Source organism: Pseudomonas alkylphenolica (genome assembly GCF_016009175.1).
Taxonomy (GTDB): domain Bacteria; phylum Pseudomonadota; class Gammaproteobacteria; order Pseudomonadales; family Pseudomonadaceae; genus Aquipseudomonas; species Aquipseudomonas alkylphenolica_B.
Genome location: NZ_JADUCM010000018.1, coordinates 40,005 through 63,487, shown reverse-complemented (window position 1 = coordinate 63,487; position 23,483 = coordinate 40,005). Strand labels below are relative to the sequence as shown.

23 protein-coding genes are annotated in these 23,483 nt (G+C 62.1%); 18 read left to right on the top strand and 5 right to left on the bottom strand.

Annotated elements, in window-relative coordinates; all coding sequences use genetic code 11:
* The first annotated feature begins 3 nt into the window (after positions 1–3).
* The 8 genes from I5S59_RS16410 (at position 4) to I5S59_RS16375 (ending at position 7,726) form a co-directional block, all read left to right on the top strand.
* On the top strand, positions 4–1,008 hold the full coding sequence (locus I5S59_RS16410; RefSeq protein WP_197877559.1) for a response regulator: 1,005 nt from the start codon (positions 4–6) through the stop codon (positions 1,006–1,008).
* A 148-nt stretch (positions 1,009–1,156) separates the two neighbouring features.
* A protein-coding gene (prfB, locus tag I5S59_RS16405; RefSeq protein ID WP_128322463.1) for a peptide chain release factor 2 occupies positions 1,157–2,252 on the top strand; the annotation gives its coding sequence in 2 pieces (ribosomal slippage) (positions 1,157–1,228 and positions 1,230–2,252; 1,095 coding nt in all).
* 71 nt (positions 2,253–2,323) lie between these two features.
* Positions 2,324–3,826: a lysine--tRNA ligase gene (lysS, locus tag I5S59_RS16400; RefSeq protein ID WP_197877558.1), complete on the top strand. Its 1,503-nt coding sequence runs from the start codon at positions 2,324–2,326 to the stop codon at positions 3,824–3,826.
* Between the two features lie 101 nt (positions 3,827–3,927).
* Complete coding sequence (locus tag I5S59_RS16395; protein WP_197877557.1) at positions 3,928–4,632, top strand: TetR/AcrR family transcriptional regulator; 705 nt, start codon at positions 3,928–3,930, stop codon at positions 4,630–4,632.
* Between the two features lie 28 nt (positions 4,633–4,660).
* Positions 4,661–5,206, top strand: a complete 546-nt coding sequence (locus I5S59_RS16390; protein WP_197877556.1) for a hypothetical protein — start codon at positions 4,661–4,663, stop codon at positions 5,204–5,206.
* A gap of 24 nt (positions 5,207–5,230) precedes the next feature.
* Positions 5,231–6,508, top strand: coding sequence for a flavohemoglobin expression-modulating QEGLA motif protein (locus I5S59_RS16385; RefSeq protein WP_197877555.1), 1,278 nt, complete (start codon positions 5,231–5,233; stop codon positions 6,506–6,508).
* The gene (locus tag I5S59_RS16380) at positions 6,480–7,403 is read left to right on the top strand and encodes an alpha/beta hydrolase (RefSeq protein WP_197877554.1); all 924 of its coding nucleotides are present in this window, start codon (positions 6,480–6,482) and stop codon (positions 7,401–7,403) included. The genes I5S59_RS16385 and I5S59_RS16380 overlap by 29 nt, the downstream gene beginning before the upstream one ends.
* The gene (locus tag I5S59_RS16375; RefSeq protein ID WP_197877553.1) at positions 7,400–7,726 is read left to right on the top strand and encodes a hypothetical protein; all 327 of its coding nucleotides are present in this window, start codon (positions 7,400–7,402) and stop codon (positions 7,724–7,726) included. Before I5S59_RS16380 ends, I5S59_RS16375 begins: the two co-directional genes overlap by 4 nt.
* A gap of 81 nt (positions 7,727–7,807) precedes the next feature.
* Here the strand turns inward: I5S59_RS16375 and I5S59_RS16370 are convergent, their stop codons facing one another.
* The 3 genes from I5S59_RS16370 to I5S59_RS16360 form a co-directional block, all read right to left on the bottom strand.
* A complete protein-coding gene (locus I5S59_RS16370; RefSeq protein WP_197877552.1) occupies positions 7,808–8,596 on the bottom strand; it encodes an OmpA family protein in 789 nt (262 codons plus the stop codon).
* A 49-nt stretch (positions 8,597–8,645) separates the two neighbouring features.
* Positions 8,646–9,059: a DUF4398 domain-containing protein gene (locus I5S59_RS16365; protein WP_197877551.1), complete on the bottom strand. Its 414-nt coding sequence runs from the start codon at positions 9,057–9,059 to the stop codon at positions 8,646–8,648.
* A 252-nt stretch (positions 9,060–9,311) separates the two neighbouring features.
* Entirely contained in the window at positions 9,312–9,656 is a 345-nt protein-coding gene (locus I5S59_RS16360; protein WP_197877550.1) for a pilin assembly protein, read from the bottom strand.
* Between the two features lie 135 nt (positions 9,657–9,791).
* On the opposite strand from I5S59_RS16360, the gene ppc reads away from it, so the two are divergent.
* The 7 genes from ppc (at position 9,792) to I5S59_RS16325 (ending at position 16,939) form a co-directional block, all read left to right on the top strand.
* Entirely contained in the window at positions 9,792–12,419 is a 2,628-nt protein-coding gene (gene ppc / locus I5S59_RS16355) for a phosphoenolpyruvate carboxylase (protein WP_197877549.1), read from the top strand.
* A 254-nt stretch (positions 12,420–12,673) separates the two neighbouring features.
* Entirely contained in the window at positions 12,674–13,324 is a 651-nt protein-coding gene (gene adk, locus I5S59_RS16350) for an adenylate kinase (protein ID WP_197877548.1), read from the top strand.
* Between the two features lie 87 nt (positions 13,325–13,411).
* Complete coding sequence (gene tsaB / locus I5S59_RS16345) at positions 13,412–14,086, top strand: tRNA (adenosine(37)-N6)-threonylcarbamoyltransferase complex dimerization subunit type 1 TsaB (RefSeq protein WP_197877547.1); 675 nt, start codon at positions 13,412–13,414, stop codon at positions 14,084–14,086.
* A gap of 130 nt (positions 14,087–14,216) precedes the next feature.
* Positions 14,217–14,504 carry a hypothetical protein gene (locus I5S59_RS16340; protein WP_197877546.1) on the top strand — a complete coding sequence of 96 codons (288 nt, stop codon included), beginning with the start codon at positions 14,217–14,219 and terminating at the stop codon, positions 14,502–14,504.
* A gap of 3 nt (positions 14,505–14,507) precedes the next feature.
* Positions 14,508–15,377 (top strand): DUF72 domain-containing protein, encoded by an 870-nt coding sequence (locus tag I5S59_RS16335; protein ID WP_197877545.1) that lies wholly within the window; start codon positions 14,508–14,510, stop codon positions 15,375–15,377.
* A gap of 33 nt (positions 15,378–15,410) precedes the next feature.
* Positions 15,411–16,241 (top strand): isocitrate lyase/PEP mutase family protein, encoded by an 831-nt coding sequence (locus I5S59_RS16330; RefSeq protein ID WP_197877544.1) that lies wholly within the window; start codon positions 15,411–15,413, stop codon positions 16,239–16,241.
* A 5-nt stretch (positions 16,242–16,246) separates the two neighbouring features.
* A complete protein-coding gene (locus I5S59_RS16325; RefSeq protein WP_232239794.1) occupies positions 16,247–16,939 on the top strand; it encodes an extensin family protein in 693 nt (230 codons plus the stop codon).
* Between the two features lie 3 nt (positions 16,940–16,942).
* Here the strand turns inward: I5S59_RS16325 and I5S59_RS16320 are convergent, their stop codons facing one another.
* Entirely contained in the window at positions 16,943–17,566 is a 624-nt protein-coding gene (locus I5S59_RS16320) for an energy transducer TonB (RefSeq protein ID WP_197877543.1), read from the bottom strand.
* A gap of 95 nt (positions 17,567–17,661) precedes the next feature.
* On the opposite strand from I5S59_RS16320, the gene I5S59_RS16315 reads away from it, so the two are divergent.
* Entirely contained in the window at positions 17,662–18,444 is a 783-nt protein-coding gene (locus tag I5S59_RS16315) for a class I SAM-dependent methyltransferase (protein ID WP_197877542.1), read from the top strand.
* Here the strand turns inward: I5S59_RS16315 and I5S59_RS16310 are convergent, their stop codons facing one another.
* The gene (locus I5S59_RS16310) at positions 18,445–19,080 is read right to left on the bottom strand and encodes a TetR/AcrR family transcriptional regulator (protein WP_128322445.1); all 636 of its coding nucleotides are present in this window, start codon (positions 19,078–19,080) and stop codon (positions 18,445–18,447) included. It lies immediately after the preceding gene.
* 194 nt (positions 19,081–19,274) lie between these two features.
* Here I5S59_RS16310 and I5S59_RS16305 point away from each other — a divergent pair, with 194 nt between their 5' ends.
* Positions 19,275–20,375, top strand: coding sequence for an efflux RND transporter periplasmic adaptor subunit (locus I5S59_RS16305; protein ID WP_197877541.1), 1,101 nt, complete (start codon positions 19,275–19,277; stop codon positions 20,373–20,375).
* 6 nt (positions 20,376–20,381) lie between these two features.
* Positions 20,382–23,447, top strand: coding sequence for an efflux RND transporter permease subunit (locus tag I5S59_RS16300; protein ID WP_197877540.1), 3,066 nt, complete (start codon positions 20,382–20,384; stop codon positions 23,445–23,447).
* Positions 23,448–23,483 lie beyond the last annotated feature (36 nt).

Below are 23,483 nucleotides of genomic sequence, written 5' to 3'. Positions count from 1 at the left end.
CGCATGAATGAATTACCGCTCGAGGGTTTCCCGGCCGCGAACGAAAACTCGGCAATGGTCCTGCTCGTCGACGATCAGGCCATGATCGGCGAAGCGGTGCGTCGTGGCCTGGCGCATGAAGAGAACATCGACTTCCACTTTTGTGCCGACCCGCACCAGGCGGTGGCCCAGGCGATCCGGATCAAGCCGACGGTCATTCTCCAGGACCTGATCATGCCCGGGCTCGACGGCCTGACCCTGGTGCGCGCCTACCGCAGCAACCCGGCAACCCAGGACATCCCGATCATCGTCCTGTCGACCAAGGAAGACCCGCTGGTAAAAAGCGCGGCCTTTGCCGCCGGTGCCAACGACTACCTGGTCAAACTGCCGGACAACATCGAGCTGGTGGCGCGCATTCGCTATCACTCGCGCTCCTACCTGACCCTGCTGCAGCGTGACGAGGCCTACCGGGCCCTGCGTGTCAGCCAGCAGCAGTTGCTCGATACCAACCTGGTGCTGCAGCGCCTGATGAACTCCGACGGCCTAACCGGCTTGTCGAACCGTCGGCATTTCGATGAGTACCTGGAGCTGGAATGGCGTCGGGCGATGCGCGAGCAGACCCAGCTGTCATTGCTGATGATCGACGTCGACTACTTCAAGGCCTACAACGATACCTTCGGCCACCTGGCCGGCGACGAAGCCCTGCGCAAAGTGGCCGAGACCATCCGTGGCTCGTGTTCCCGGCCAAGCGACCTGCCGGCGCGCTATGGTGGCGAAGAGTTCGTCCTGGTGTTGCCCAACACCTCACCGGGCGGGGCGCGGCTGGTCGCGGAAAAACTGCGCCAGAGCGTCGAGGCGATGAACATTGCCCACAACATGCCGCAGGCCAATGCCCGTCTGACCGTGAGCATTGGCCTGGCAACCCAGACACCGAGCATCGGCAGCCATTGCCGGTCACTGATCTCGGCGGCGGACAAGGGCCTGTACCAGGCCAAGAACAACGGGCGCAATCAGGTCGGGGTGAATTGACGGCAGCTGTAGGTTAAAAGCGGCAAGGTAACGGCACGGCCGGCCGGTATTTCTCTGGCCTCTTGTCGCTTGCGGCTTGGCGCTTGCGCGTGTAACTCAGCTATACTCTCCCGCTTTTCTACCGATTACGCACGAGAGTTGCCCGCCCATGGAAATCCAACCGATCCTGAACACCATCAAGGACCTGACCGAGCGCTCCGAGTCCATTCGGGGGTATCTTTGACTACGATCAAAAGCATGACCGCCTGATCGAAGTCAACCGCGAACTCGAAGACCCGAACGTCTGGAACAAGCCTGAATACGCCCAGGCACTCGGCCGCGAGCGCGCCATGCTGGCGCAGGTCGTCGAGACCCTGGACAAGCTGGCCGGTGGCCTGGCCGACTGCCAGGACCTGCTCGACATGGCCGTCGGCGAAAACGATGAAGGCGCCGTAGCCGACGTCGTGACCGAGCTGGAAGGCCTGGAAGAGGCCCTGGCACTGCTCGAGTTCCGCCGCATGTTCAGCGGTGAGATGGACATGAACAACGCCTACCTGGACATCCAGGCCGGCTCCGGCGGCACCGAGGCCCAGGACTGGGCCAACATCCTGCTGCGCATGTACCTGCGCTGGGCCGACAAGCGTGGCTTCGACGCCACCATCATCGAGCTTTCCGAAGGTGAGGTTGCCGGCATCAAGGGCGCCACCGTGCACATCAAGGGCGAATACGCCTTCGGCTGGCTGCGCACCGAAATCGGCGTGCACCGCCTGGTACGCAAGAGCCCGTTCGACTCCGGCGCCCGTCGCCACACCTCGTTCTCGGCGGTGTTCGTGTCCCCCGAGATCGACGACAAGGTCGAGATCGACATCAACCCATCGGACCTGCGCATCGATACCTACCGCTCCTCGGGCGCGGGCGGTCAGCACGTAAACACCACCGACTCGGCCGTACGTATCACCCACGTGCCGACCAACACCGTGGTGGCGTGCCAGAACGAACGCTCCCAGCACGCGAACAAGGACACCGCCATGAAAATGCTGCGGGCCAAGTTGTACGAGCTGGAAATGCAAAAACGCAACGCCGCCTCCCAGGCACTGGAAGACAGCAAGTCGGACATCGGCTGGGGCCACCAGATCCGGTCCTACGTGCTTGATGACTCGCGCATCAAGGACCTGCGTACCGGCGTTGAACGCAGCGACTGCAACAAGGTGCTCGACGGCGACCTCGACGAGTACCTGGAAGCCAGCCTCAAGCAGGGGCTGTAAGTTTCCCGACCCGCTATAAGACCCTCGCCTGCGGGCGGGGGCAATGAACCCCAGATGGAAAGTGTAACGACATGAGCGACCTCAAACTCGACCCGCAAGACCTGCAACAGGAAGAAAACACCCTGATCGCGCTGCGCAAGGAAAAGCTTGCTGCCGAGCGCGCCAAGGGTAATGCCTTCCCCAACGACTTCCGCCGTGACAGCTACTGCAACGACCTGCAGAAAAAGTATGTCGACAAGACCAAGGAAGAGCTGGAAGCTGCAGCGATTCCGGTCAAGGTTGCCGGGCGCATCATGCTCAACCGTGGCTCGTTCATGGTGATCCAGGACATGACCGGGCGTATCCAGGTCTACGTCAACCGCAAGACCCTGCCGGAAGAAACCCTGGCCGCCGTGAAAACCTGGGACCTGGGCGACATCATCGCCGCCGAAGGCACCCTGGCCCGTTCCGGCAAGGGCGACCTGTACGTCGAAATGACCAACGTGCGCCTGCTGACCAAGTCGCTGCGCCCGCTGCCGGACAAACACCACGGTCTGACCGACACCGAGCAGCGCTATCGCCAGCGCTACGTCGACCTGATGGTCAACGAAGAAGTTCGCGATACCTTCCGCGTCCGCTCGCAGGTCATCAACCACATCCGCAATTTCCTCATCAAGCGCGACTTCCTTGAAGTGGAAACGCCGATGCTGCAGACCATCCCCGGTGGCGCAGCAGCCAAGCCGTTTGAAACCCACCACAATGCCCTGGACATGGCCATGTTCCTGCGTATCGCGCCGGAGCTGTACCTCAAGCGTCTGGTGGTAGGTGGTTTTGAAAAGGTCTTCGAGATCAACCGCAACTTCCGTAACGAAGGCGTTTCGACCCGGCACAACCCCGAGTTCACCATGCTCGAGTTCTACCAGGCCTACGCTGACTACGAAGACAACATGGACCTCACCGAAGAGCTGTTCCGTGAACTGGCGCAGCTGGTGCTGGGCAGCACCGACGTGCCGTACGGTGACAAGGTGTTCCACTTCGGCGAGCCGTTCGTACGCCTGTCGGTGTTCGACTCGATCCTCAAGTACAACCCCGATCTGACTGCCGATGACCTCAACGACATCGACAAGGCCCGCGCGATCGCCAAGAAAGCCGGTGCCAAGGTCCTGGGCTTCGAAGGCCTGGGCAAGCTGCAGGTGATGATTTTCGAAGAGCTGGTCGAGCACAAGCTGGAGCAGCCGCACTTCATTACCCAGTACCCGTTCGAAGTGTCGCCGCTGGCACGTCGCAATGACGAGAACCCGAACGTCACCGACCGCTTCGAGCTGTTCATCGGTGGCCGTGAAATCGCCAACGCCTATTCCGAGCTCAACGACGCGGAAGACCAGGCAGAGCGTTTCATGGCCCAGGTGGCCGACAAGGACGCCGGCGACGACGAAGCCATGCACTACGACGCCGACTTCGTTCGCGCCCTGGAGTACGGCATGCCGCCAACGGCCGGTGAAGGCATTGGTATCGACCGTCTGGTCATGCTGCTGACCAACTCGCCATCGATTCGTGATGTGATCCTGTTCCCGCACATGCGTCCACAGGCCTGAGTAACCTGAACAAGCCGCCTTCCGGGGCGGCTTTTTCATGCCTGTAGAAAATTCCTTTATCGGATCCAACTTTGGGGGGTAGATCAGCAGTGACTCCTGCAATGGCTCAACAGGGTGCCGCCGGCGTTGCCACCGCGGTTGCCGAAAGTGTGCAGTACCAAGGGCGCAAGGCCAGTCGCCAGGGCAGTGAACAACGGCGCCAGGACATCCTCGATGCCGCCATGCGCATCGTCGTGCGCGAAGGTGTACGCGGTGTACGTCACCGCGCGGTGGCTGCCGAAGCCGGGGTACCGCTGTCGGCGACCACCTACTACTTCAAGGATATCGAGGACCTGCTCACCGATACCTTCGCCCAGTATGTAGAACGCAGTGCCGCGTACATGGCCAAACTGTGGGAGAACAGCGAAGTGCTGTTGCGCCAGTTGCTGTCCCAAGGCGATGGCAGCCCGCAATGGCGGGCGCAGCTGGCCGATGAAGTGGCCAGGATGACGGCTGAGTACGTGCAGCGCCAATTGCACAACCGCCGCGACTTTCTCATGGCCGAACAGGCGTTTCGCCAGGAGGCCCTGTTGTGCCCGCGGCTGGCTGAACTGGTCAAGCTGCACGAGCAGATTTTGCTGCGCGGTGCCTGCCAGCTGCTTCAGGTCGTGGGTTCGCGCCAGCCTCAGCAGGATGCGCTGGTGTTGACGGCGATTATCGAGCAGATGGAATATCAGGGCCTGCTCGACGGCTCACAGGCCGATGCGCATGCGCAGATGCTCGCTATCCTTACCCGGTACCTGCATCTGGTGCTGGCTGCCGTGTGAGACGCGACCCTATTTCAAGGAGAACCTGATGAAAGCCAGAAGTCTGCTGTTGGCGCTGTCGTTTTTGCTGCTTGGCGGTTGTCTGGTGACCTTCAACGAGCCCATGCCGGCCAATGAGGCGGCGCCCAAGGCCCTGCTCGGCAAATGGACCAGCAAAGATGCCTGGGGAGAGCCGCTGACGCTGCAGATCAGCCGTAGCGGTGGCGATGCCTACAAGGCAGTGGCCATCGGCAAGGACAAAAAACGTGATGAGTACGTCTTCACCGTATCTCGTCACGGTAGTCGCTGGTACCTCTCGGCCGGTGTGCCCAAGCGCCTGGGGGGCAACTTCCTGATTGGCGGGTTCGAAATCACCGATCGCAAGGAACTGGTGGTATACAACCTCGATGTCGAACAGGTCAGCCAGGCCGTGGACAAGAAAGAGCTCAGCGGGCGCACCTATGAGGTGTCAGCGGATCACGGTGAAGGCGTGCTGATCGACAGCCCGGCCGAGCGCGTCCTGGCGTATCTGGACGATCCGGCCAATTCCGACCTGTTTATCGAAGTGGCGCGGTTCCAGCGGGCCGGCAAGTAATACAGACCAATCAAGGAGTGTAGGGTGGACGAGTACCAGCAGACGATACGTGCCCTGTCTGATCGCATTGTCCTGGCACAAACGCCCATTCGCGTGCTCGATGCGGTGAAATGGGACGACAGCATCCGCCAGGGTTTCCTCAAGGCCAAAGGCAAGGAGCCACCGGCGGTGGACCGTGCCTATTACCTGGGGCGGCCACTGTCGTTCGATTCGGCGGCGGTGAAGCTCGAGTTCCAGAACATCGAGCGCGACATCACCCGCCAACTGGGCCAGTTCAACCCGGTCGGGCAGATCATGCGGCGCATGTGCAAGGAGTACCGCATGGTGGTGCGCATGCTCGAAGCGCGCGGCACCGAGGATTTCGGCCTGATCTCCCAGGAGTTGTATGGCGCCGCCTCCGATGCGTTTCATGCCGGTGACCCGACCCTGGCAGACCTGGGGCTGATGCTTTCGGACTACCTGAACAACATCGACGGCCGCGGCGACCTCAAGGACGAACCGAAGGATCTGACCGCCAAGCAGGCGGTGGAGATGCTCCAGGGGCGATTGAACAAGGTGTTCAACGAGGCCGAGGACACCATCCGGGTGTTCGAGTCCGACGGTATCGTCGCCGATGCCGCCGCCGGCGCGGACTACATCAAGATCCGCAGCGATGCGATGTTCAACAGCCGCGATGTGCGCGCGCTGGAAGTGCATGAAGGGCTGGTGCATGTTGGCACCACCCTGAACGGCCTGAACCAGCCGATCTGTACCTTCCTGGCCAAGGGGCCGCCCTCGTCGACGGTGACCCAGGAAGGCCTGGCGATCCTCATGGAGGTCATCGCCTTTGCCTCTTACCCAAGTCGCTTGCGCAAGCTGACCAACCGTACCCGGGCCATTCACATGGTCGAGGAGGGGGCGGACTTCATGCAGATCTACGAGTTCTTCCGCGCACAGGGCTTCGACATGGCAGCCAGTTACGGCAATGCCAGCCGGGTGTTTCGTGGTTCGGTACCCAATGGCTTGCCGTTTACCAAGGACTTGTCCTACCTCAAGGGCTTTATCATGGTTTACAACTATATTCAGTTGGCCGTGCGCAAGGGCAAGCTCGAACAGATCCCCTTGCTGTTCTGTGGCAAGACCACCCTTGAGGACATGCGCACCTTGCGTCAACTGGTCGATGAAGGTCTGGTGGAACCGCCCAAGTATTTGCCGGAGCAGTTTCGCGACCTCAACGCACTGTCGGCCTGGATGTGTTTCTCCAACTTCCTTAACCACCTGAGCCTGGACCGGATTGAAGCCGATTATTCGAACATTCTCTGACGCATGGTGCAGGACCCTGGGCCTGCTGCTGGTGCTGTTGAGTCTGGGCGGCTGCAGTTCACTGCTGTTCTACCCCGAGCCCGGCCAGCTGTTCACGCCCGAGAAAGCCAAGCTTGAATACCGCGACCTGACCCTTACGGCAGCGGACGGTACGCGCCTGCACGCCTGGTGGCTGCCTGCCAAGCCGGGCGTGGCGGTCAAGGGCACGGTGCTGCACCTGCACGGCAACGGTGGCAACCTGCCGATGCACCTGGGCGGAAGCTGGTGGCTGCCGGAGCAGGGTTATCAGGTGCTGTTGCTGGACTATCGCGGTTACGGCTTGTCCGAAGGCAAGCCGACTTTACCGGAGGTCTACCAGGACATTACTGCAGCGCTCGACTGGCTGGACAAGGCCCCCGAGGTGCAAGGCAAGCCACAGGTGCTGCTGGGGCAAAGCCTGGGCGGCGCCATGGCCATTCATTACCTGGCCCAGCAACCGCAACAGGCGCAACGTTTCAAGGCCCTGGTGTTCGACGGTGTGCCCGCCAGCTACCGCCAGGTCGGGCGATTTGCCCTGAGCAACTCATGGCTGACCTGGCCGCTGCAGGTGCCGCTGTCCTGGCTGGTGCCTGATGGCGACAGTGCGATTCGTTCGATTGCGCAGATCAAGACGCCACCCAAACTGTTTTTCCACAGCATTGACGACCCGATCGTACCGCTGCGCAACGGCATCGAACTGTACCAGGCGGCGCCACCGCCGCGGGTGCTGCAACTGACCCGCGGCGGGCACGTACAGACCTTTGCCGACCGTACCTGGCGCCAGGTGATGCTGAAATTTCTCGATGACCCTGAACATTTCAATGGATTGCGGCGTCTGGCCGAGGTCCCCAATTACCCTGACGAGACGTCACAATGAGTGAAGAACGCAACGCGATCCCCCTGATCATCACCGGTGTCTGCAGCATCATCGGTACTGTCGGTGCCTTGTGGTACTACGGTTATCTGCATTTCGCCAAGCCACAGGACGCGCTGCTGTTGTCCGATTTCACCATGCTCAAGACGGTGCCGGGGGAGGACTACAAGATTTCCCTGCAGCCGGCGACGCAGGTTGCCCAGTGCGTCGATGGCGTGCTGGTGCTGTTCGATACCGCGCAAAAAGGCTTGACCGGTGTGCTGGTGAACAACAAGAAACAGGCGGTGCGTTGCCTGGGTGAAGAGACACCGCAGCAAGTCCAGTAGGCGGTGGGTTCATCGCGGGCAAGCCTCGTTCCTACAGGCGGCGATCACCTGTAGGAACCGGGCTTGCCGGCGAAGCTACCTTCAATACGCCTGGCTCACCGAGCGCGGCGCCACCGGTTGGTTATCGTTGGAAATCGTCACTTCCACCCGACGGTTTTGCGCCCGGCCGGAATTGCTCGTGTTGTCGGCCACCGGGTATTCCTTGCCATAGCCCTGGGCAACAACCCGGGTAGGCTCTACCCCGGCACGCACCAGCGCCGCGCGCACAGAGGCTGCACGGCGCTCCGACAGCGACTGGTTGTAGCTGGCGCTGCCTTTGCTGTCGGTATAGCCCTCGACAATCACCTTGCGATCAGGGTTTTCCTGAAGGTAACGCGCCAGGGTGGTGACGTTGGGCAGGGCGCTGCTCTTGAGCGTGGCCTTGTCAAAATCAAACAGCACGTCACCGAAGGTCACCAGGGTGCCGCGATCAGTCTGCTTGGCATTCAGGCTGTCCTGCAGCTTTCTGATCTGTGCATCGCGTGCATCCAGGCGCGCCTGGGTACGCTGGGCGGAGGCATCCTCCAGGTTGCCTTCGGCCGTGCGCAGGGCGATGGTCTGCTTGGCCACTTCAACGCGCTGGTTGGTCAGGTAGGCAAGCTGATCGACGCTCTTCGGGTCCTCCTTGTTCAGGTAGGCCGCGTCGGCTTTGTTCAACGATTCCTGGGCATCCTTGGTTTCAAGGGCAGCCACTTTGGTCGATTGCGGGTTGCTCTGCAGCGCAGAAAAATTGCTCCGGGCCGATTCCAGGTTGGCGTTGGGCGGTGTGGCGCAGGCGCTCAGGCCAATGCTCAGGGCCAGCAGGGTGGGGATCATCAAGTGATTGCGCATGGTCTTCATCCTTTGATCAGTTACGAATGCATGGGGCGTTAGCGCCGCTTCACTGAGCGTTGCGCAAGCCTTCCTCACGCAGGTCCTGAACGCCTTGATGGGCATCCTGCAGGGCTTTTTCTGCCTTGGCGGCCTGCGCCTTGCGCTCGGCAACGCGGGCATCCCATTCGGCCTGCTCGGCCAGGCGCTTGGCGTCATCGTATTGCTTGTCATGCATGGCGATTTCAGCCTGTTTGAGCTTGTCCTGGGCGGCTTTCATTTCCACGGCGGCAAACTCTGTGCCCCCGGCGGTGACGGCCGAGTTGACTGCCGATTGGCTCACGGCGTACTGCTCGGTGGGCGGGTTACCGGCGCAGCCAGCCAGTACCAGGCTGCTGCCCAGCGCCAGGGCGGCCAGCTTGAACCTGCGCAGGTGAGTGGATGAGGTGTTAACGGGACGGGTCTTCATGGTGGTCAACTCCATTGGATCACTCCTGATGAACAACGAATTCCGTAACAGTCCATCGGCGCAACCCCACCGACTCGAGGAGGCGGGTTGTACCGTGATGGCTACTGGCTGTGACCGAAACGTTTTTTCAATAGTTCAGAAAAATTGCCGCTGCTGTGCGGCATTTGCTGGCTGACCGGTCAGCAAGTTTTTTTCCGGAACTTCAGGTGCTGGGCGGTGTACGCGGGCGCCCGAGCGGGCACCCGGTATCGGCCTGGTGGCGGGGCGTCAGTGGGTCGATTCGTCTTTGCGGCTGCTCATGTCGTGCAGGTAACGGCGTGACAAGGCAAGAAAGCGCGGGGTCGGGCCGATGTCCTCATACAGCGGATCACCTTCCTCATCGGTGGCAATCACCTGCTGCCCGCGGATGTAGGGAAAGCTCGCTTCGAGCTCTTCCAGGGCCGCCCCGAGCAGTTCGCCGAGCAGTTCTTCGGGGCGGCGCTTGGGGTACATTTCGGCCAGGGCGGCCAGGCGCGCCGCCGACTCCACATCCAGGTGCAGGACATGGCCGGTGGGGCTCAGACGACCCTTGGCGTTTTGTTCCCAGTACTGGGCAAGGTCACGAATTTTCATGATGTCCTCATTGATCCTCGTGTGTCTCATTTCAGCGTAGTCACTGCACAGCCTTTGGTCTGCCTTGAAAGCACGACCGGTACTGGGGCACTCTGAAGCCAGAGCTGTTTTTCTGGAATGCCGGAGACAAGGCTGATGACTGATATCGATGTGCGCTTGCGTGAAGATGTTCATTTGTTGGGCGAGTTGTTGGGGGACACCATTCGTGAGCAGCACGGCGAAGCGTTCCTGCAGAAAATCGAAGATATCCGCCGCAGTGCCAAGGCCGACCGCAGCGGCGCTGCCGAGCAGTTGAGCTCGACCCTCAATGACCTGGCTGATGATGAGTTGCTGCCGGTCGCGCGGGCGTTCAACCAGTTTCTCAACCTGGCCAACATCGCCGAGCAGTACCAGTTGATTCGCCGCCGCGATTCCGGCCAGGCCGCGCCATTCGAGTCACGGGTGTTGCCTGAACTGCTGGCACGGCTCAAGGCTGCCGGGCACACTGACGATGCCCTGGCACGTCAGCTGGGCAAGCTGAACATCGAGCTGGTGCTGACTGCGCACCCCACCGAGGTGGCGCGCCGTACGCTGATCCAGAAGTACGATGCCATTGCGGCGCAATTGGCGGCCCAGGATCATCGCGACCTGACCCCTTCCGAACGGGAGCAGATCCGCGAGCGCCTGCAGCGGCTGATTGCCGAAGCCTGGCACACCGAGGAAATCCGCCGTACCCGGCCAACCCCGGTAGACGAAGCCAAATGGGGCTTTGCGGTCATCGAGCATTCGCTCTGGCATGCCATTCCCCATCACCTGCGCAAAGTCGACAAGGCGTTGCATGAAGCTACCGGTCTGCATCTGCCGCTGGAGTCCGCGCCTGTTCGCTTTGCTTCGTGGATGGGCGGCGATCGCGACGGCAACCCGAATGTCACCGCCCCGGTAACCCGCGAGGTGCTGTTGCTGGCGCGCTGGATGGCCGCTGACCTGTTCCTGCGTGATATCGATGCCCTGGCAGCCGAGCTGTCCATGCAGCAGGCCAGCGAGGCACTGAGGGCCAAGGTGGGCGATGCGGCCGAGCCGTATCGGGTACTGCTCAAGCAACTGCGTGATCGCCTGCGGGAAACCCGCGCCTGGGCGCAGAGTGCCTTGAAATCGCCGCAAACGCCGTCGCCGTTGGTGTTGCAGCATAACCACGAACTGTTCGAACCCCTGCACCTGTGCTTCGAGTCGCTGCATGCCTGCGGCATGGGCGTGATCGCCAATGGTCCGTTGCTCGACTGTTTGCGCCGGGCAGTGACGTTCGGTCTGTTTCTGGTACGCCTGGACGTACGTCAGGACGCCGCCCGGCACACCGCCGCGCTGAGCGAAATCACCGAGTACCTGGGGTTGGGGCGTTACGCGGACTGGGACGAAGAAGCGCGAATCGCCTTCCTCCAGCAGGAGCTCGGCAGCCGCCGGCCGCTGCTGCCGGGTTACTTCAAGCCCCAGGCCGACACCGCCGAGGTCCTCGCCACCTGCCGTGAGATTGCCGCTGCACCGGCGGCATCGTTGGGGTCTTACGTGATCTCTATGGCGGGAGCCGCCTCCGATGTGCTCGCCGTGCAACTGCTGCTCAAAGAGTCCGGTGTGCTGCGCCCGATGCGCGTCGTGCCCCTGTTCGAAACCCTCGCCGATCTCGACAACGCTGGCCCGGTGATGGAGCGCCTGCTCGGCCTGCCGGGCTATCGCAGCGCCTTGCATGGCCCGCAGGAGGTCATGATCGGCTATTCCGACTCGGCCAAGGACGCCGGCACCACGGCGGCCGCCTGGGCGCAGTACCGGGCTCAGGAAACCCTGGTGCGCATCTGTCACGAGCAACAGGTCGAGTTGCTGCTGTTTCACGGTCGTGGCGGCACTGTCGGACGTGGCGGCGGCCCCGCCCACGCGGCGATTCTGTCGCAACCACCGGGCTCGGTCGCAGGGCGCTTCCGTACCACCGAACAGGGCGAGATGATCCGTTTCAAATTCGGCCTGCCGGACATCGCCGAACAGAACCTCAACCTGTACCTGGCCGCCGTACTCGAAGCGACCTTGCTGCCACCGCCGCCACCGCAACCGGCCTGGCGGGCGCTGATGGATGAGTTGGCGGCCGATGGCGTCGCGCAATACCGCGGGGTGGTTCGCGATAACCCCGAGTTCGTCGAGTATTTCCGCCAGTCGACGCCCGAGCAGGAGCTCGGCCGCCTGCCGCTGGGCAGTCGTCCGGCCAAGCGCCGGGCTGGCGGCATCGAAAGCCTGCGGGCTATTCCGTGGATTTTCGGCTGGACGCAAACTCGCCTGATGCTGCCCGCCTGGCTAGGCTGGGAAGCGGCGCTGAACAACGCTCTGGCGCGCGGGCAGGGCGATCTGCTGGCCGAAATGCGCGAGCAGTGGCCGTTTTTCCGCACCCGCATCGACATGCTGGAAATGGTCCTGGCCAAGGCGGATGCGGACATCGCGCGCTCCTACGACGAACGTCTAGTGCAACCAGAACTGCGACCTTTGGGTGCACATTTGCGCGACCTATTGTCGCAGGCGTGCCAGGTGGTGCTGGGCCTGACCGGGCAGCGGGTGCTACTGGCGCACAGCCCGGAAACGCTGGAATTCATCCGCTTGCGCAACACCTACCTGGACCCGCTACATCTATTGCAGGCTGAGCTGCTGGCACGCTCGCGACAGCGCGAAGCCGCTCTGGACAGCCCGCTGGAGCAGGCCCTGCTGGTCACTGTGGCAGGTATTGCGGCAGGCTTGCGCAACACCGGTTGAGTGATTGCAGCGCCGCCTCAATCGCGTCTCGGGGGTGGGAAGAATGCTTGCAAAGCAATAGGTTGCGCCGGGCGCAACCTGTGCTTTGCAGCAGTAGTGTGTGGGGTTTTTTCCAACTTTCGACCGCTTGTGTGGCTTGAAGGCGCTGTGTATCTTGAGCAGCCTTTTGACCGATTTGTGGTCATGACCCAAATTCCGGACTTGGCCCTCTGCGCCGACTCCATTGATTTGCTTACAAAAATGAGGAGCACAATATGCGCGTGATTCTGCTGGGAGCTCCCGGGGCCGGTAAAGGTACTCAGGCAAAGTTCATCACCGAAAAATTCGCCATTCCACAGATCTCCACCGGCGACATGCTGCGTGCGGCGGTCAAGGCCGGCACTCCGCTGGGCCTGGAAGCCAAGGCGATCATGGACGCTGGCAAGCTGGTTTCCGACGAGCTGATCATCAACCTGGTCAAAGACCGCATCGCCCAGCCAGACTGCGCGAACGGCTTCCTGTTCGACGGCTTCCCGCGCACCATTCCTCAGGCTGAAGCCCTGGTGACTGCCGGTGTCGAGCTGGATGCAGTGGTTGAAATCGCCGTTGAAGACGAAGAGATCGTTCAGCGTATCGCCGGCCGCCGCGTTCACGAAGGTTCGGGCCGCGTCTACCACGTGGTCTACAACCCGCCGAAGGTTGAAGGCAAGGACGATGAAACCGGTGAAGCGCTGGTTCAGCGTAAAGACGACACCGAAGAAACCGTGCGTCACCGCCTGGCGGTTTACCACGAGCAGACCAAGCCACTGGTAGACTTCTACCAGAAGCTGTCCGCTGCCCATGGTGGCAAGCCGAAGTACTCGCACATCGAAGGTGTGGGCTCGGTTGATGCAATCACTGCCAAGGTCCTCGCAGCCCTGAGCTGATCGGTACCTGAAGGTGAAGACAACGGCCCGCTTGCGGGCCGTTGTTGTTTATAATGCCGCTCTTTTTTCTTTTGCCTGGATACACCGATGACCACCTTGCTGGCCCTGGATACCGCCACTGAAGCCTGCTCCGTTGCCTTGCTGCATGACGGCAAGGTTTCCAGCCACTACGAGGTGATCCCGCGCCTGCATGCGCAGAAGCTGTTGCCGATGATCCAGCAGTTGCTGGCAGACGCTGGCACCAGCCTGGCGGCGGTCGATGCCATTGCCTTTGGCCGTGGGCCTGGGGCCTTCACGGGCGTGCGCATTGCCATAGGCGTGGTTCAGGGCCTGGCCTTCGCCCTGGAGCGTCCGGTGCTGCCGGTGTCCAACCTGGCGGTACTGGCCCAGCGCGCGCTGCGTGAGCATGGTGTCAATCAGGTCGCTTCTGCCATTGATGCTCGCATGGATGAGGTGTACTGGGGTTGCTATCACAACGTTGCCGGCGAAATGCGCCTGCTCGGTAACGAAGCCGTGCTGGCCCCGGAGCGCGCGGTGCTGCCTGGCGGAGCCAGCGGCGACTGGTTTGGCGCCGGTACTGGCTGGGGCTATGCTGAGCGCATTGCGGTCGCGCCGAGCGGCCAGGATGCCAGCCTGCTGCCGCATGCACAGGACCTGCTGACCCTGGCCACCTTTGCCTGGGAACGCGGTGAGGCGATTGCCGCCGACCTCGCCCAGCCGGTGTACCTGCGTGACAACGTGGCGACGCCAAAAGCGCGCTGAGTGCAGTTCGTCGGTTATTCCCAAGGCAAATAAAACCTTTTGCCCGAACTGTGGTCCAGTTATCAGTCGGGCATTAGCGAAGGATCTCTGATGCTGCTAAATTGCCATCATTGCTCCTGAGTAGATCGCCATGCGTATCGACGGCTTTTCCTCACAGTCCTATCCCATCAAGCGTGCGCCGCGCAAAGCGCCCGTTCGTAACGATGACGTGGACGAGGATCTGCCAGGCGAGTTAGAAGTGCAGCCGCAGGCCACTGCCGGCCAGGCGCGCAGCGGCGGGCTGCCTGCCCGTCAGCAGGACATGATTTTTCCCCGTGCGCGCGACAAGCGCACCGCCCAGGCCCTGGCCAGCTACCTGACCACTGCAGGGTTCGTTGACTGGGAGATGGAAGTGCTGGGGCTGGACCTGTACATTTGATGGATGAACCTGTCCACGCTTCCCTATTTTCTCGGTTGCCCGTCCTGGAGTGAGAGCGCCTGGCGCGATTACCTCTACCCTGCAGATGCCAAAACCGGCGAGTTTCTTGGCCTCTATAGCCAGGTCTTCAATGCCGTAGAAGGCAATACCACTTTTTATGCCCGACCGGCGCCAGCAACTATCGAACGGTGGGCGCAGATCATGCCGGCGCACTTTCGTTTTACCGCCAAGTTTCCGGGCGATATCAGCCACGCGGGTGACCTGCGCGAGCAGTGGGTGGCAGCGCAAACCTTCATTGAATTGCTCAAGCCGCTGGGGCCACGGGTTGCTCCCTACTGGCTGCAATTGCCGGCGACGTTTGGTCCGGCGCGGCTGGGCGAGCTCGTGGCCTTTCTGGACGAAATCAACGTGCCGATCGCCGTCGAGGTGCGCAATCGCGCGTTCTTCGCCAAGGGCGAGGAGGAGCGCCTGCTCAATCGGCTGCTGCAGGGCCGTGGCGTGGAGCGTATCTGCCTGGACCCGCGGGCCTTGTTCAGCTGTACCTTACGTGACCCGGGCGTGTTGCATGCCCAGTCGAAAAAGCCGCGGGTGCCGCCACGGCCGACCGCCTTCAGTCAGCATCCGCAGGTGCGTTTTATCGGCCATCCGGAACTGGCGGCCAACGAACCCTTTCTGCTGCCATGGCTGGACAAGGTTGCGGCCTGGATCGAGGAGGGTCGCAGCCCCTATGTTTTCCTGCATACTGCCGATAATCGCCTGGCCGCTGCCCTGGCGCAGCGTTTTCATCGTGGACTGATGGAGCGCTTGCCCGGATTGCCGGCTTTGCCTGAACTGGACAGGACGCCTGAGGCCGAACAGCTCGGTCTGCTTTGAACGCGCCCTGCCGCCTGCCCGGGAGCCGTGATCATGGATGTACAAACCCTGCGTGCCGAAGCGTTCAAAGCCCTGCATGAGCGCGAACGCGCTTTTGTCATTCCCAACCCGTGGGATGCCGGCTCCGCCAAGTTGCTGGCGAGCCTCGGCTTCGAGGCCCTGGCCACCACCAGTGCCGGTCTGGCGTTCTCCCTGGGGCGGCCGGATGCCGAAGGTGCCATGACCCTGGAAGAGACCCTCGACAACGCCCGCACCATCGTCGATGCCACGGCGCTGCCGGTGGCTGCTGACCTGGAAAACGGTTTCAGCGACGATCCCAAAGGCTGCGCCGAGGCAATTCTGCAAGGCGCACAGGCGGGGCTGGTAGGTGGCTCCATTGAAGATGCCAGCGGTAATCCAGACGAGCCAATCTACAGCTTCCACCATGCGGTCGAGCGCGTTGAAGCGGCAGTGTCGGCTGCGCGCAGCCTTGAGTTCCCGTTCATGCTCTGTGCGCGTGCCGAGAACCTTCTGCATGGGCGCATGGACCTGGACGACACCATCGCCCGCTTGCAGGCGTTCGCCGAGGCGGGCGCCGATGTGCTGTATGCACCCGGATTACGCACAGCCGATGAAATTCGTGCCGTGGTCCAGGCCGTCGCGCCCAAACCTGTGAACGTGCTGATGGGCATGAGTGGCGTGAACCTGAGCGTCAACCAGTTGCAGGACCTGGGTGTGCGGCGCATCAGTGTCGGTTCTTCGCTGATGCGTGCAGCCTTCGGCGCGTTTTACCGGGGCGCCGAGGAAATTCTGGGCCAGGGCACGTTCTCCTATGGCGAACAGGCGCTGCCCTTTGACCGGTTGAATCAACTGTTCCGGCGTTGAGCCGAATGCGCAAGGGCATGCTGGTGCTGTGCCTGGTAGTGGTGGCACTGGCGGTGTATGCCTGGCGCCTGGGTTGGCACTTGCCGGATGCCTGGAACCCCTGGGCCGTACTTGATGTGCGTGAGCCGCCGAACCTGTTGACGCCTTACAAGCTCGGGCGCCTGCAAGACAACCCGCAGCTGTGCGAACAGGCGCTGGCCACCTCCGGCCTGCGTTATCGCCAGCAAGCGGACAGCCCGGCAGATACGCCCTGTCCACTGGTCAACGTGGTACGTGTCGAAGGCTCCTCGGTGCGCCTGAGCAGCAGCTTTCTGGCCAGCTGTCCGTTGGCGGTCGCGTACGCCCTGTTTGAGCGCCATGCCCTGCAGCCGGCGGCGCAACGGGCGTTTTCCCAAACGGTGGTGCAGGTCGATCACCTCGGCAGCTTTGCCTGTCGCAACCTGTACAACCGCAAGAACGGCCGGCTCAGTCAGCATGCCTCGGCCAATGCGCTGGACATTGCCGGCTTTCGGCTGGCTGACGGTCAGCGTATCCAGTTGCTCAAGGACTGGCCGGGGGAGGGCGCCAAGGCACGCTTTCTGAGGGATGTGCACGCCAGTGCCTGTGACAGCTTCAATACCGTGCTGGGGCCGGACTACAACGCCGCGCACCGCAATCACTTCCACCTGGACATGGGGTTCTGGCAGATCTGTCGCTGAGGCTCAGGCGGCGATGCGCACGTTGTTCAGCACCACCGGGCGGGCCCAACGGGTGTCGAAGTCCAGCGCCGATTGCTGGGCAACCAGGGTTGGTTCATCGAACGGCTCGGGTGCTTTGTCCAGCAGATCCATTTCAAACTCGGCGATCGGCAGGTACAGGGCTTTAGGCGCCGGTCCAGGGCCTGGCTCAGGCAGCGGATGGCCCTGGCTCATGACCACCGGACGCACCCAGGTGTTGCTGATGTCGAGCTGGCGCTGCTGCTCGATCAGTTCGACGTCGCTGAAGGGTGGGGCGAGTTTTTCCAGCAGTTGTGGTTCGAGCTCGGCAATCGGCAGGAACAACGGTTCGGGCGGTACAACCTCGGTGTCGTGCACGTTGCACAGACGCTGGTTGTGGATCTGCGCCAGCACCTGGCTGCCACCCAGGGGTTCACCGGTAGTCTTGTCGACAGTTTCGGGGGCAACGCTGCCTGTTTCGCTGCCTTGCGCTTCTTGTTGCTCGGCCAGGGCGCGGGCAAAAAAATCCTGCCACAGGTGGCTGACGCCGCCCAGTTCCTGGGTATTGTGCCGGCCATAATCGCCGACGGGCGATAAGTAACCTGAGCTGAGCTGAAGAATATCGGTCATGGCAGTCGCGGGCCGTGAAGGTCTGGCAAAATGGCGAATACTTCGTATATCGGCCGTGGCCGGCGATCATTTAATTTTTTTGAGTACGGGATGTGATGGTGGAGCAACTGGCGGACGGCGGCATTCGGGTCGAGGCACTGACGGCCGATTATCAGGCCACAGCCGAGCAGTGGGCGCAGCGCCTGGAACTGCCGCTGGCAGATGACACCGCCGCATTTGCGGTGCAGGTCGGTGCCGCCGGGTTGCAGATCCAGCAACTGGGGCCGCAGGCACCCGGCCCGGTGCGTGTCGACTTCGTCGAAGGCGCGGCTGCGCACCGTCGGGTGTTTGGTGGCGGCAGCGGGCAGATGATTGCCAAGGCCGTGGGCATTGCCCAGGGCGTGCGGCCACAAGTGCTCGATTGCACGGCGGGGTTGGGCAAGGACGCGTTCGTGTTGGCAAGCCTTGGTTGTCAGATGACCCTGATCGAGCGCCAGCCACTGGTCGCTGCCTTGCTTGAGGACGGCCTGGCACGGGCGGCCAGCGATGCCGAGGTCGGCCCCATCGTCGCGCGCATGCAGCTGCTCACCGGCAATGCCATCGAGCGCATGCGCAACTGGCAGGGCGAGCCGCCTCAGGTGATCTACCTCGACCCGATGTTCCCGCACCGGGACAAGAGCGCCCTGGTGAAAAAGGAAATGCGCGTGTTCCGTCCGCTGGTGGGCGACGACCTGGACGCCCCGGCACTGCTGGAAGCGGCACTGGCGCTGGCCAGCCACCGGGTGGTGGTCAAGCGTCCACGCAAGGCGCCGATCATCGACGGGCCCAAGCCGAGCCATAGTCTTGAGGGCAAGTCGAGCCGTTACGACATCTACCCGAAAAAAGCCCTCAAGGCGTGATCAGCAGCGATAGGCGCGCAGGAACATGCTGACCACTTCTGCCACGTGCGTCTGCGCCTCCTGTGCATTCAGTGCAGGGGCGTAGCCCAGTAGCAGACGATAGTTCGGCGCGCCCTTGAGCAGGCAGAAGAAATGTTCCGCCGCCTTGTCCGCATGTTCGATGCGCAGCAGGCCGCGCTGGTCGGCGCGCTGCAGCAATGCCTCCATCTCGCCCAGCACCCGTAGCGGCCCGGCTTCGAAGAAGATCTGCGTCAGCTTCGGATCCTGGCTGCCCAGGGTCATGATCAGCCGCGTCAGTTGCACCGACTGTTCGCTGCTGATCAGTGCCTGAAACCCGCAGCCAATATTGAGCAGCACCTGCTCCAGTGGCACATCGTCAGGCAGGTCGAAGATCAGCTCGGGCAACTGCGCCGTGCACGTGGCCGAGATGGCTGCGGTGAACAGCGTTTCCTTGTCCGTAAAGTGGCTGTAGACCGTCAATTTTGAAACACCTGCCGCTGTCGCGACCGCATCCATGCTGGTGCTGGCATAGCCAAGGGTTAGAAATAGCTGCTTGGCCGCCTCGAGTATGGCCTGGCGCTTTGCCAGATCCTTGGGCCGGCCGGGGCCGACGGGAGCGGTGAGATCGTTGGGCATGGTTCTCTGTTTACACGTTTCAGTAAGTGCATAGGGTACATCGCCAGCCCGGTCCTGGCTGGCCGATATCGTCATAACGCGTAATTGTTAATGCGTTTTTTCTCTTGGGCTGCGGCTTCCCCGCTCTTGCGTGCTGATTTAATATACTCGCCAGTATAAATATTCAAAGCGCCATTCGCGAAAGGTCATTCATCATGTTGCGCCATGCCTTGCCCCTCGCTTTGCCCGTCAGCCTTGTCTTGCTGCTTTCCGCCTGTGGGCAGGAAAGCGAGCCGCAGACGTCCCTGCGTCCCGCCATGGTGGTGCAGCCGCAACCCGCCAGCTCTGCTGCCGACAGCTACCCCGGCGAGGTGCATGCACGCTTCGAGCCGGACCTTGCGTTCCGGATCGGTGGCAAGGTCAGCAAGCGCCTGGTGGAGGAGGGGCAACGGGTCAAGGCCGAACAACCCTTGGCCGAACTGGACCCGCAAGACGTGCGTCTGCAGCTTGAAGCCAGTCGCGCCCAGTTGGCCGCAGCCGAAGCCAACCTGTCCCTGGTCAAGGCCGAGCGTGATCGCTACAAAACCCTGCTCGACCGGCAAATGGTCAGCCACTCCCAGTACGACAACGCGGAAAACCTCTACCGCGCAGGCCTGGCCAGGCTCAAGCAGGTGCGGGCAGAGTTTGATGTGGCCGGTAACCAGGCCGAATACGCGGTGCTGCGAGCCTCCCAGGATGGCGTGATTGCCAAGCGCCAGGTTGAAGTGGGGCAGGTGGTTTCGGCAGGCCAGACGGTGTTTACCTTGGCCACCGATGGCGAGCGCGAAGTACTGATCGGCCTGCCTGAGCAGCAGTTCGGGCATTTCAAGGTGGGCCAACCGGTCTCGGTTGAACTGTGGTCGCAACCGGACCAGCGTTTCAACGGGCGCATCCGCGAGTTGTCGCCGTCGGCCGACCCGCGTTCGCGGACATTCGCCGCACGCATTGCCTTCACCGCCGGCAAGGTGCCGGCAGAGCTGGGACAGAGCGCCCGCGTTTATATCCAGCATGATCAACAGGCACCCCTGGCGGTACCGCTGTCGGCGTTGACTGCCGAAAACGGCCAGACCTATGTCTGGCGGGTGGACGCCAGCAATACCCTCAAGCGCGTTCCGGTGCGGGTAGGGCCTTATGGTGAACACAGTGTCCCGGTGCTCGAAGGGCTCAATGCCTCGGACTGGGTAGTGGCGGCTGGCGTGCATGTGCTCCAGGAGGGGCAGCAGGTACGACCGGTGGATCGTTCCAATCGTGTGGTGAATCTGGCGGCCAAGGAGTAAGTCCCGATGGGTTTCAACCTTTCCGCCTGGGCCCTGCGCAATCGGCAGATCGTGCTGTTCCTGATGATTCTCCTGGCTGTGGTCGGCGCACTGTCCTACACCAAACTGGGGCAGAGTGAAGACCCGCCCTTTACCTTCAAGGCCATGGTGATTCGCACCCAGTGGCCAGGCGCCAGCGCCGAGGAAGTCTCGCGCCAAGTCACCGAGCGCATTGAAAAGAAGCTGATGGAGACGGGGGAGTACGAGAAAATCGTCTCGTTCTCGCGCCCTGGCGAATCGCAAGTCACCTTTGTCGCCCGCGATTCGATGCACTCAGTGGAGATTCCCGAGCTGTGGTACCAGATCCGCAAGAAGGTGGCCGATATCCGCCACACCTTGCCGCCGGGTATCCAGGGGCCGTTCTTCAACGACGAGTTCGGTACCACCTTTGGCAACATCTACGCGCTGACCGGCGATGGCTTCGACTATGCCGTGCTCAAGGACTATGCCGACCGGGTGCAGATACAGCTGCAGCGGGTCAAGGATGTCGGCAAGGTCGAGCTGCTGGGGTTGCAGGACGAGAAGATCTGGATCGAACTGTCCAATCTCAAGCTGGCGACGCTGGGTTTGCCGCTGGCTGCCGTGCAGCAGGCCCTCGAGGAGCAGAACGCGGTCAGTACCGCGGGCTTCTTCGAGACGCCCAGCGAGCGTCTGCAACTGCGGGTCAGCGGTCGCTTTGATACTGTCGAGCAGATCGAGCAGTTTCCCATCCGTGTAGGTGAACGCACCTTCCGTATCGGTGACGTTGCCACGGTACGCCGTGGTTTCAACGATCCTCCCGCACCGCGCATGCGCTACATGGGGCAGGATGCGATCGGTCTGGCGGTGTCGATGAAAGCGGGTGGCGACATCCTTGTACTGGGCAAGGCGCTGGAGACCGAGTTCGCGCGGATTGCCCACAACCTGCCGGTGGGCATGGAGCTGCGCAAGGTGTCGGATCAGCCAGCGGCGGTGAAGACCGGTGTGGGTGAGTTCGTCCAGGTACTGGTCGAGGCCCTGGCGATTGTGTTGCTGGTGAGTTTCTTCTCCCTCGGCATGCGTACCGGACTGGTTGTCGCCCTGGCGATTCCACTGGTGCTGGCGATGACCTTCGCCGCCATGTACTACCTGGGGATCGGCCTGCACAAGATTTCCCTGGGCGCGCTGGTACTGGCCCTGGGCTTGCTGGTGGATGACGCGATCATTGCCGTCGAGATGATGGCAATCAAGATGGAACAGGGCTTCGACCGCTTCAAGGCGGCCAGCTACGCCTGGATCAGTACCGCTTTCCCGATGCTGACTGGTACGCTGATCACCGCTGCGGGTTTTCTGCCGATTGCGACGGCTCAGTCGGGCACGGGCGAGTACACCCGTTCGATCTTCCAGGTAGTCACTATCGCCTTGCTCGCCTCCTGGGTCGCTGCGGTTGTCTTTGTGCCTTACCTCGGGGCAAAGCTGTTACCCGATCTGGCCAAGCTGCACGCGGCCAAACACGGTACCACCGAGGGTGGCCCGGACCCGTATGGCACCCCGTTCTACCAGCGCGTAAGAGGCCTGGTCGGCTGGTGTGTCGGGCATCGCAAGACCGTGATCGTGGCGACGCTGGCATTGTTCATTGGCAGCATCCTGCTGTTTCGTTTCGTGCCACAGCAGTTCTTCCCGGCCTCCGGGCGCCTTGAACTGATGGTCGACCTGAAACTGGCCGAAGGTGTTTCGCTGAGCAATACCACCGAGCAGGTCAAACGGCTGGAGGCGATGCTCAAGGAGCGTGCGGGCATCGACAACTATGTGGCCTACATCGGTACCGGTTCGCCGCGTTTTTACCTGCCACTGGACCAGCAACTGCCTGCAGCCAGCTTTGCCCAGTTTGTGGTGCTGGCAAAAACCATCGAAGAGCGCGAAGCCTTGCGCAGCTGGTTGATTGCCACCCTCGATGAGCAGTTCCCGGACCTGCGCTCACGGGTCACGCGCCTGGAGAACGGCCCGCCCGTGGGCTATCCGGTGCAGTTCAGGGTAACCGGCGAGCACATCGAACAGGTGCGCGCGTTGGCCCGCAAGGTGGCGGTCAAGGTGCGCGAGAACCCGCATGTGGTCAACGTGCACCTGGACTGGGAAGAGCCGAGCAAGGTGGTCTATCTCAACATCGACCAGGACCGTGCCCGTGCTTTGGGGGTCAGTACGGCCAACCTCGCCAAGTTCCTGCAGAGCTCGTTGACCGGCTCCTCGGTCAGCCAGTTTCGTGAAGACAACGAGCTGATCGAGATCCTGTTGCGCGGTACGCAACAGGAACGCACCGAGCTTGCCAACCTGCCAAGTCTGGCGGTGCCTACCGACAATGGCCGCAGTGTCGCCCTGTCGCAGGTGGCTACCCTGGAGTACGGCTTTGAAGAAGGCATCATCTGGCACCGTAACCGCCTGCCTAGCGTCACCGTGCGGGCCGACATCTACGGCAAGGAGCAGCCGGTAACCCTGGTCAAACAGATATTGCCGACCCTGGACCCGGTGCGCGCCGAACTGCCAGATGGCTACCTGCTGGAAGTGGGCGGCACGGTGGAAGATTCGACGCGTGGGCAGAAGTCGGTGAATGCCGGTGTGCCGCTGTTCATCGTCGTGGTGCTGACGCTGTTGATGCTGCAATTGCGCAGCTTCTCGCGCACGGTGATGGTGTTCCTCACGGCGCCGTTGGGCTTGATCGGCGTGACCTTGTTCCTGCTGGTGTTTCGTCAGCCGTTCGGCTTTGTCGCCATGCTCGGGACCATCGCCCTGTCGGGGATGATCATGCGCAACTCGGTGATCCTGGTCGATCAGATCGAACAGGACATCGCGGCCGGGCTGGACCGCTGGCAGGCGATTATCGAGGCGACGGTGAGGCGTTTCCGGCCGATCGTGCTGACCGCGCTGGCGGCGGTGCTGGCGATGATACCGCTGTCGCGCAGTGTGTTCTTCGGGCCGATGGCGGTAGCGATCATGGGCGGGCTGATCGTGGCGACGGCGTTGACGCTATTGTTCCTGCCGGCGCTGTATGCGGCGTGGTTCCGGGTGAAAAAGGCTTGAATGGGCGTTGCCTGAAACTGCAGGAGCCGGCAAGCC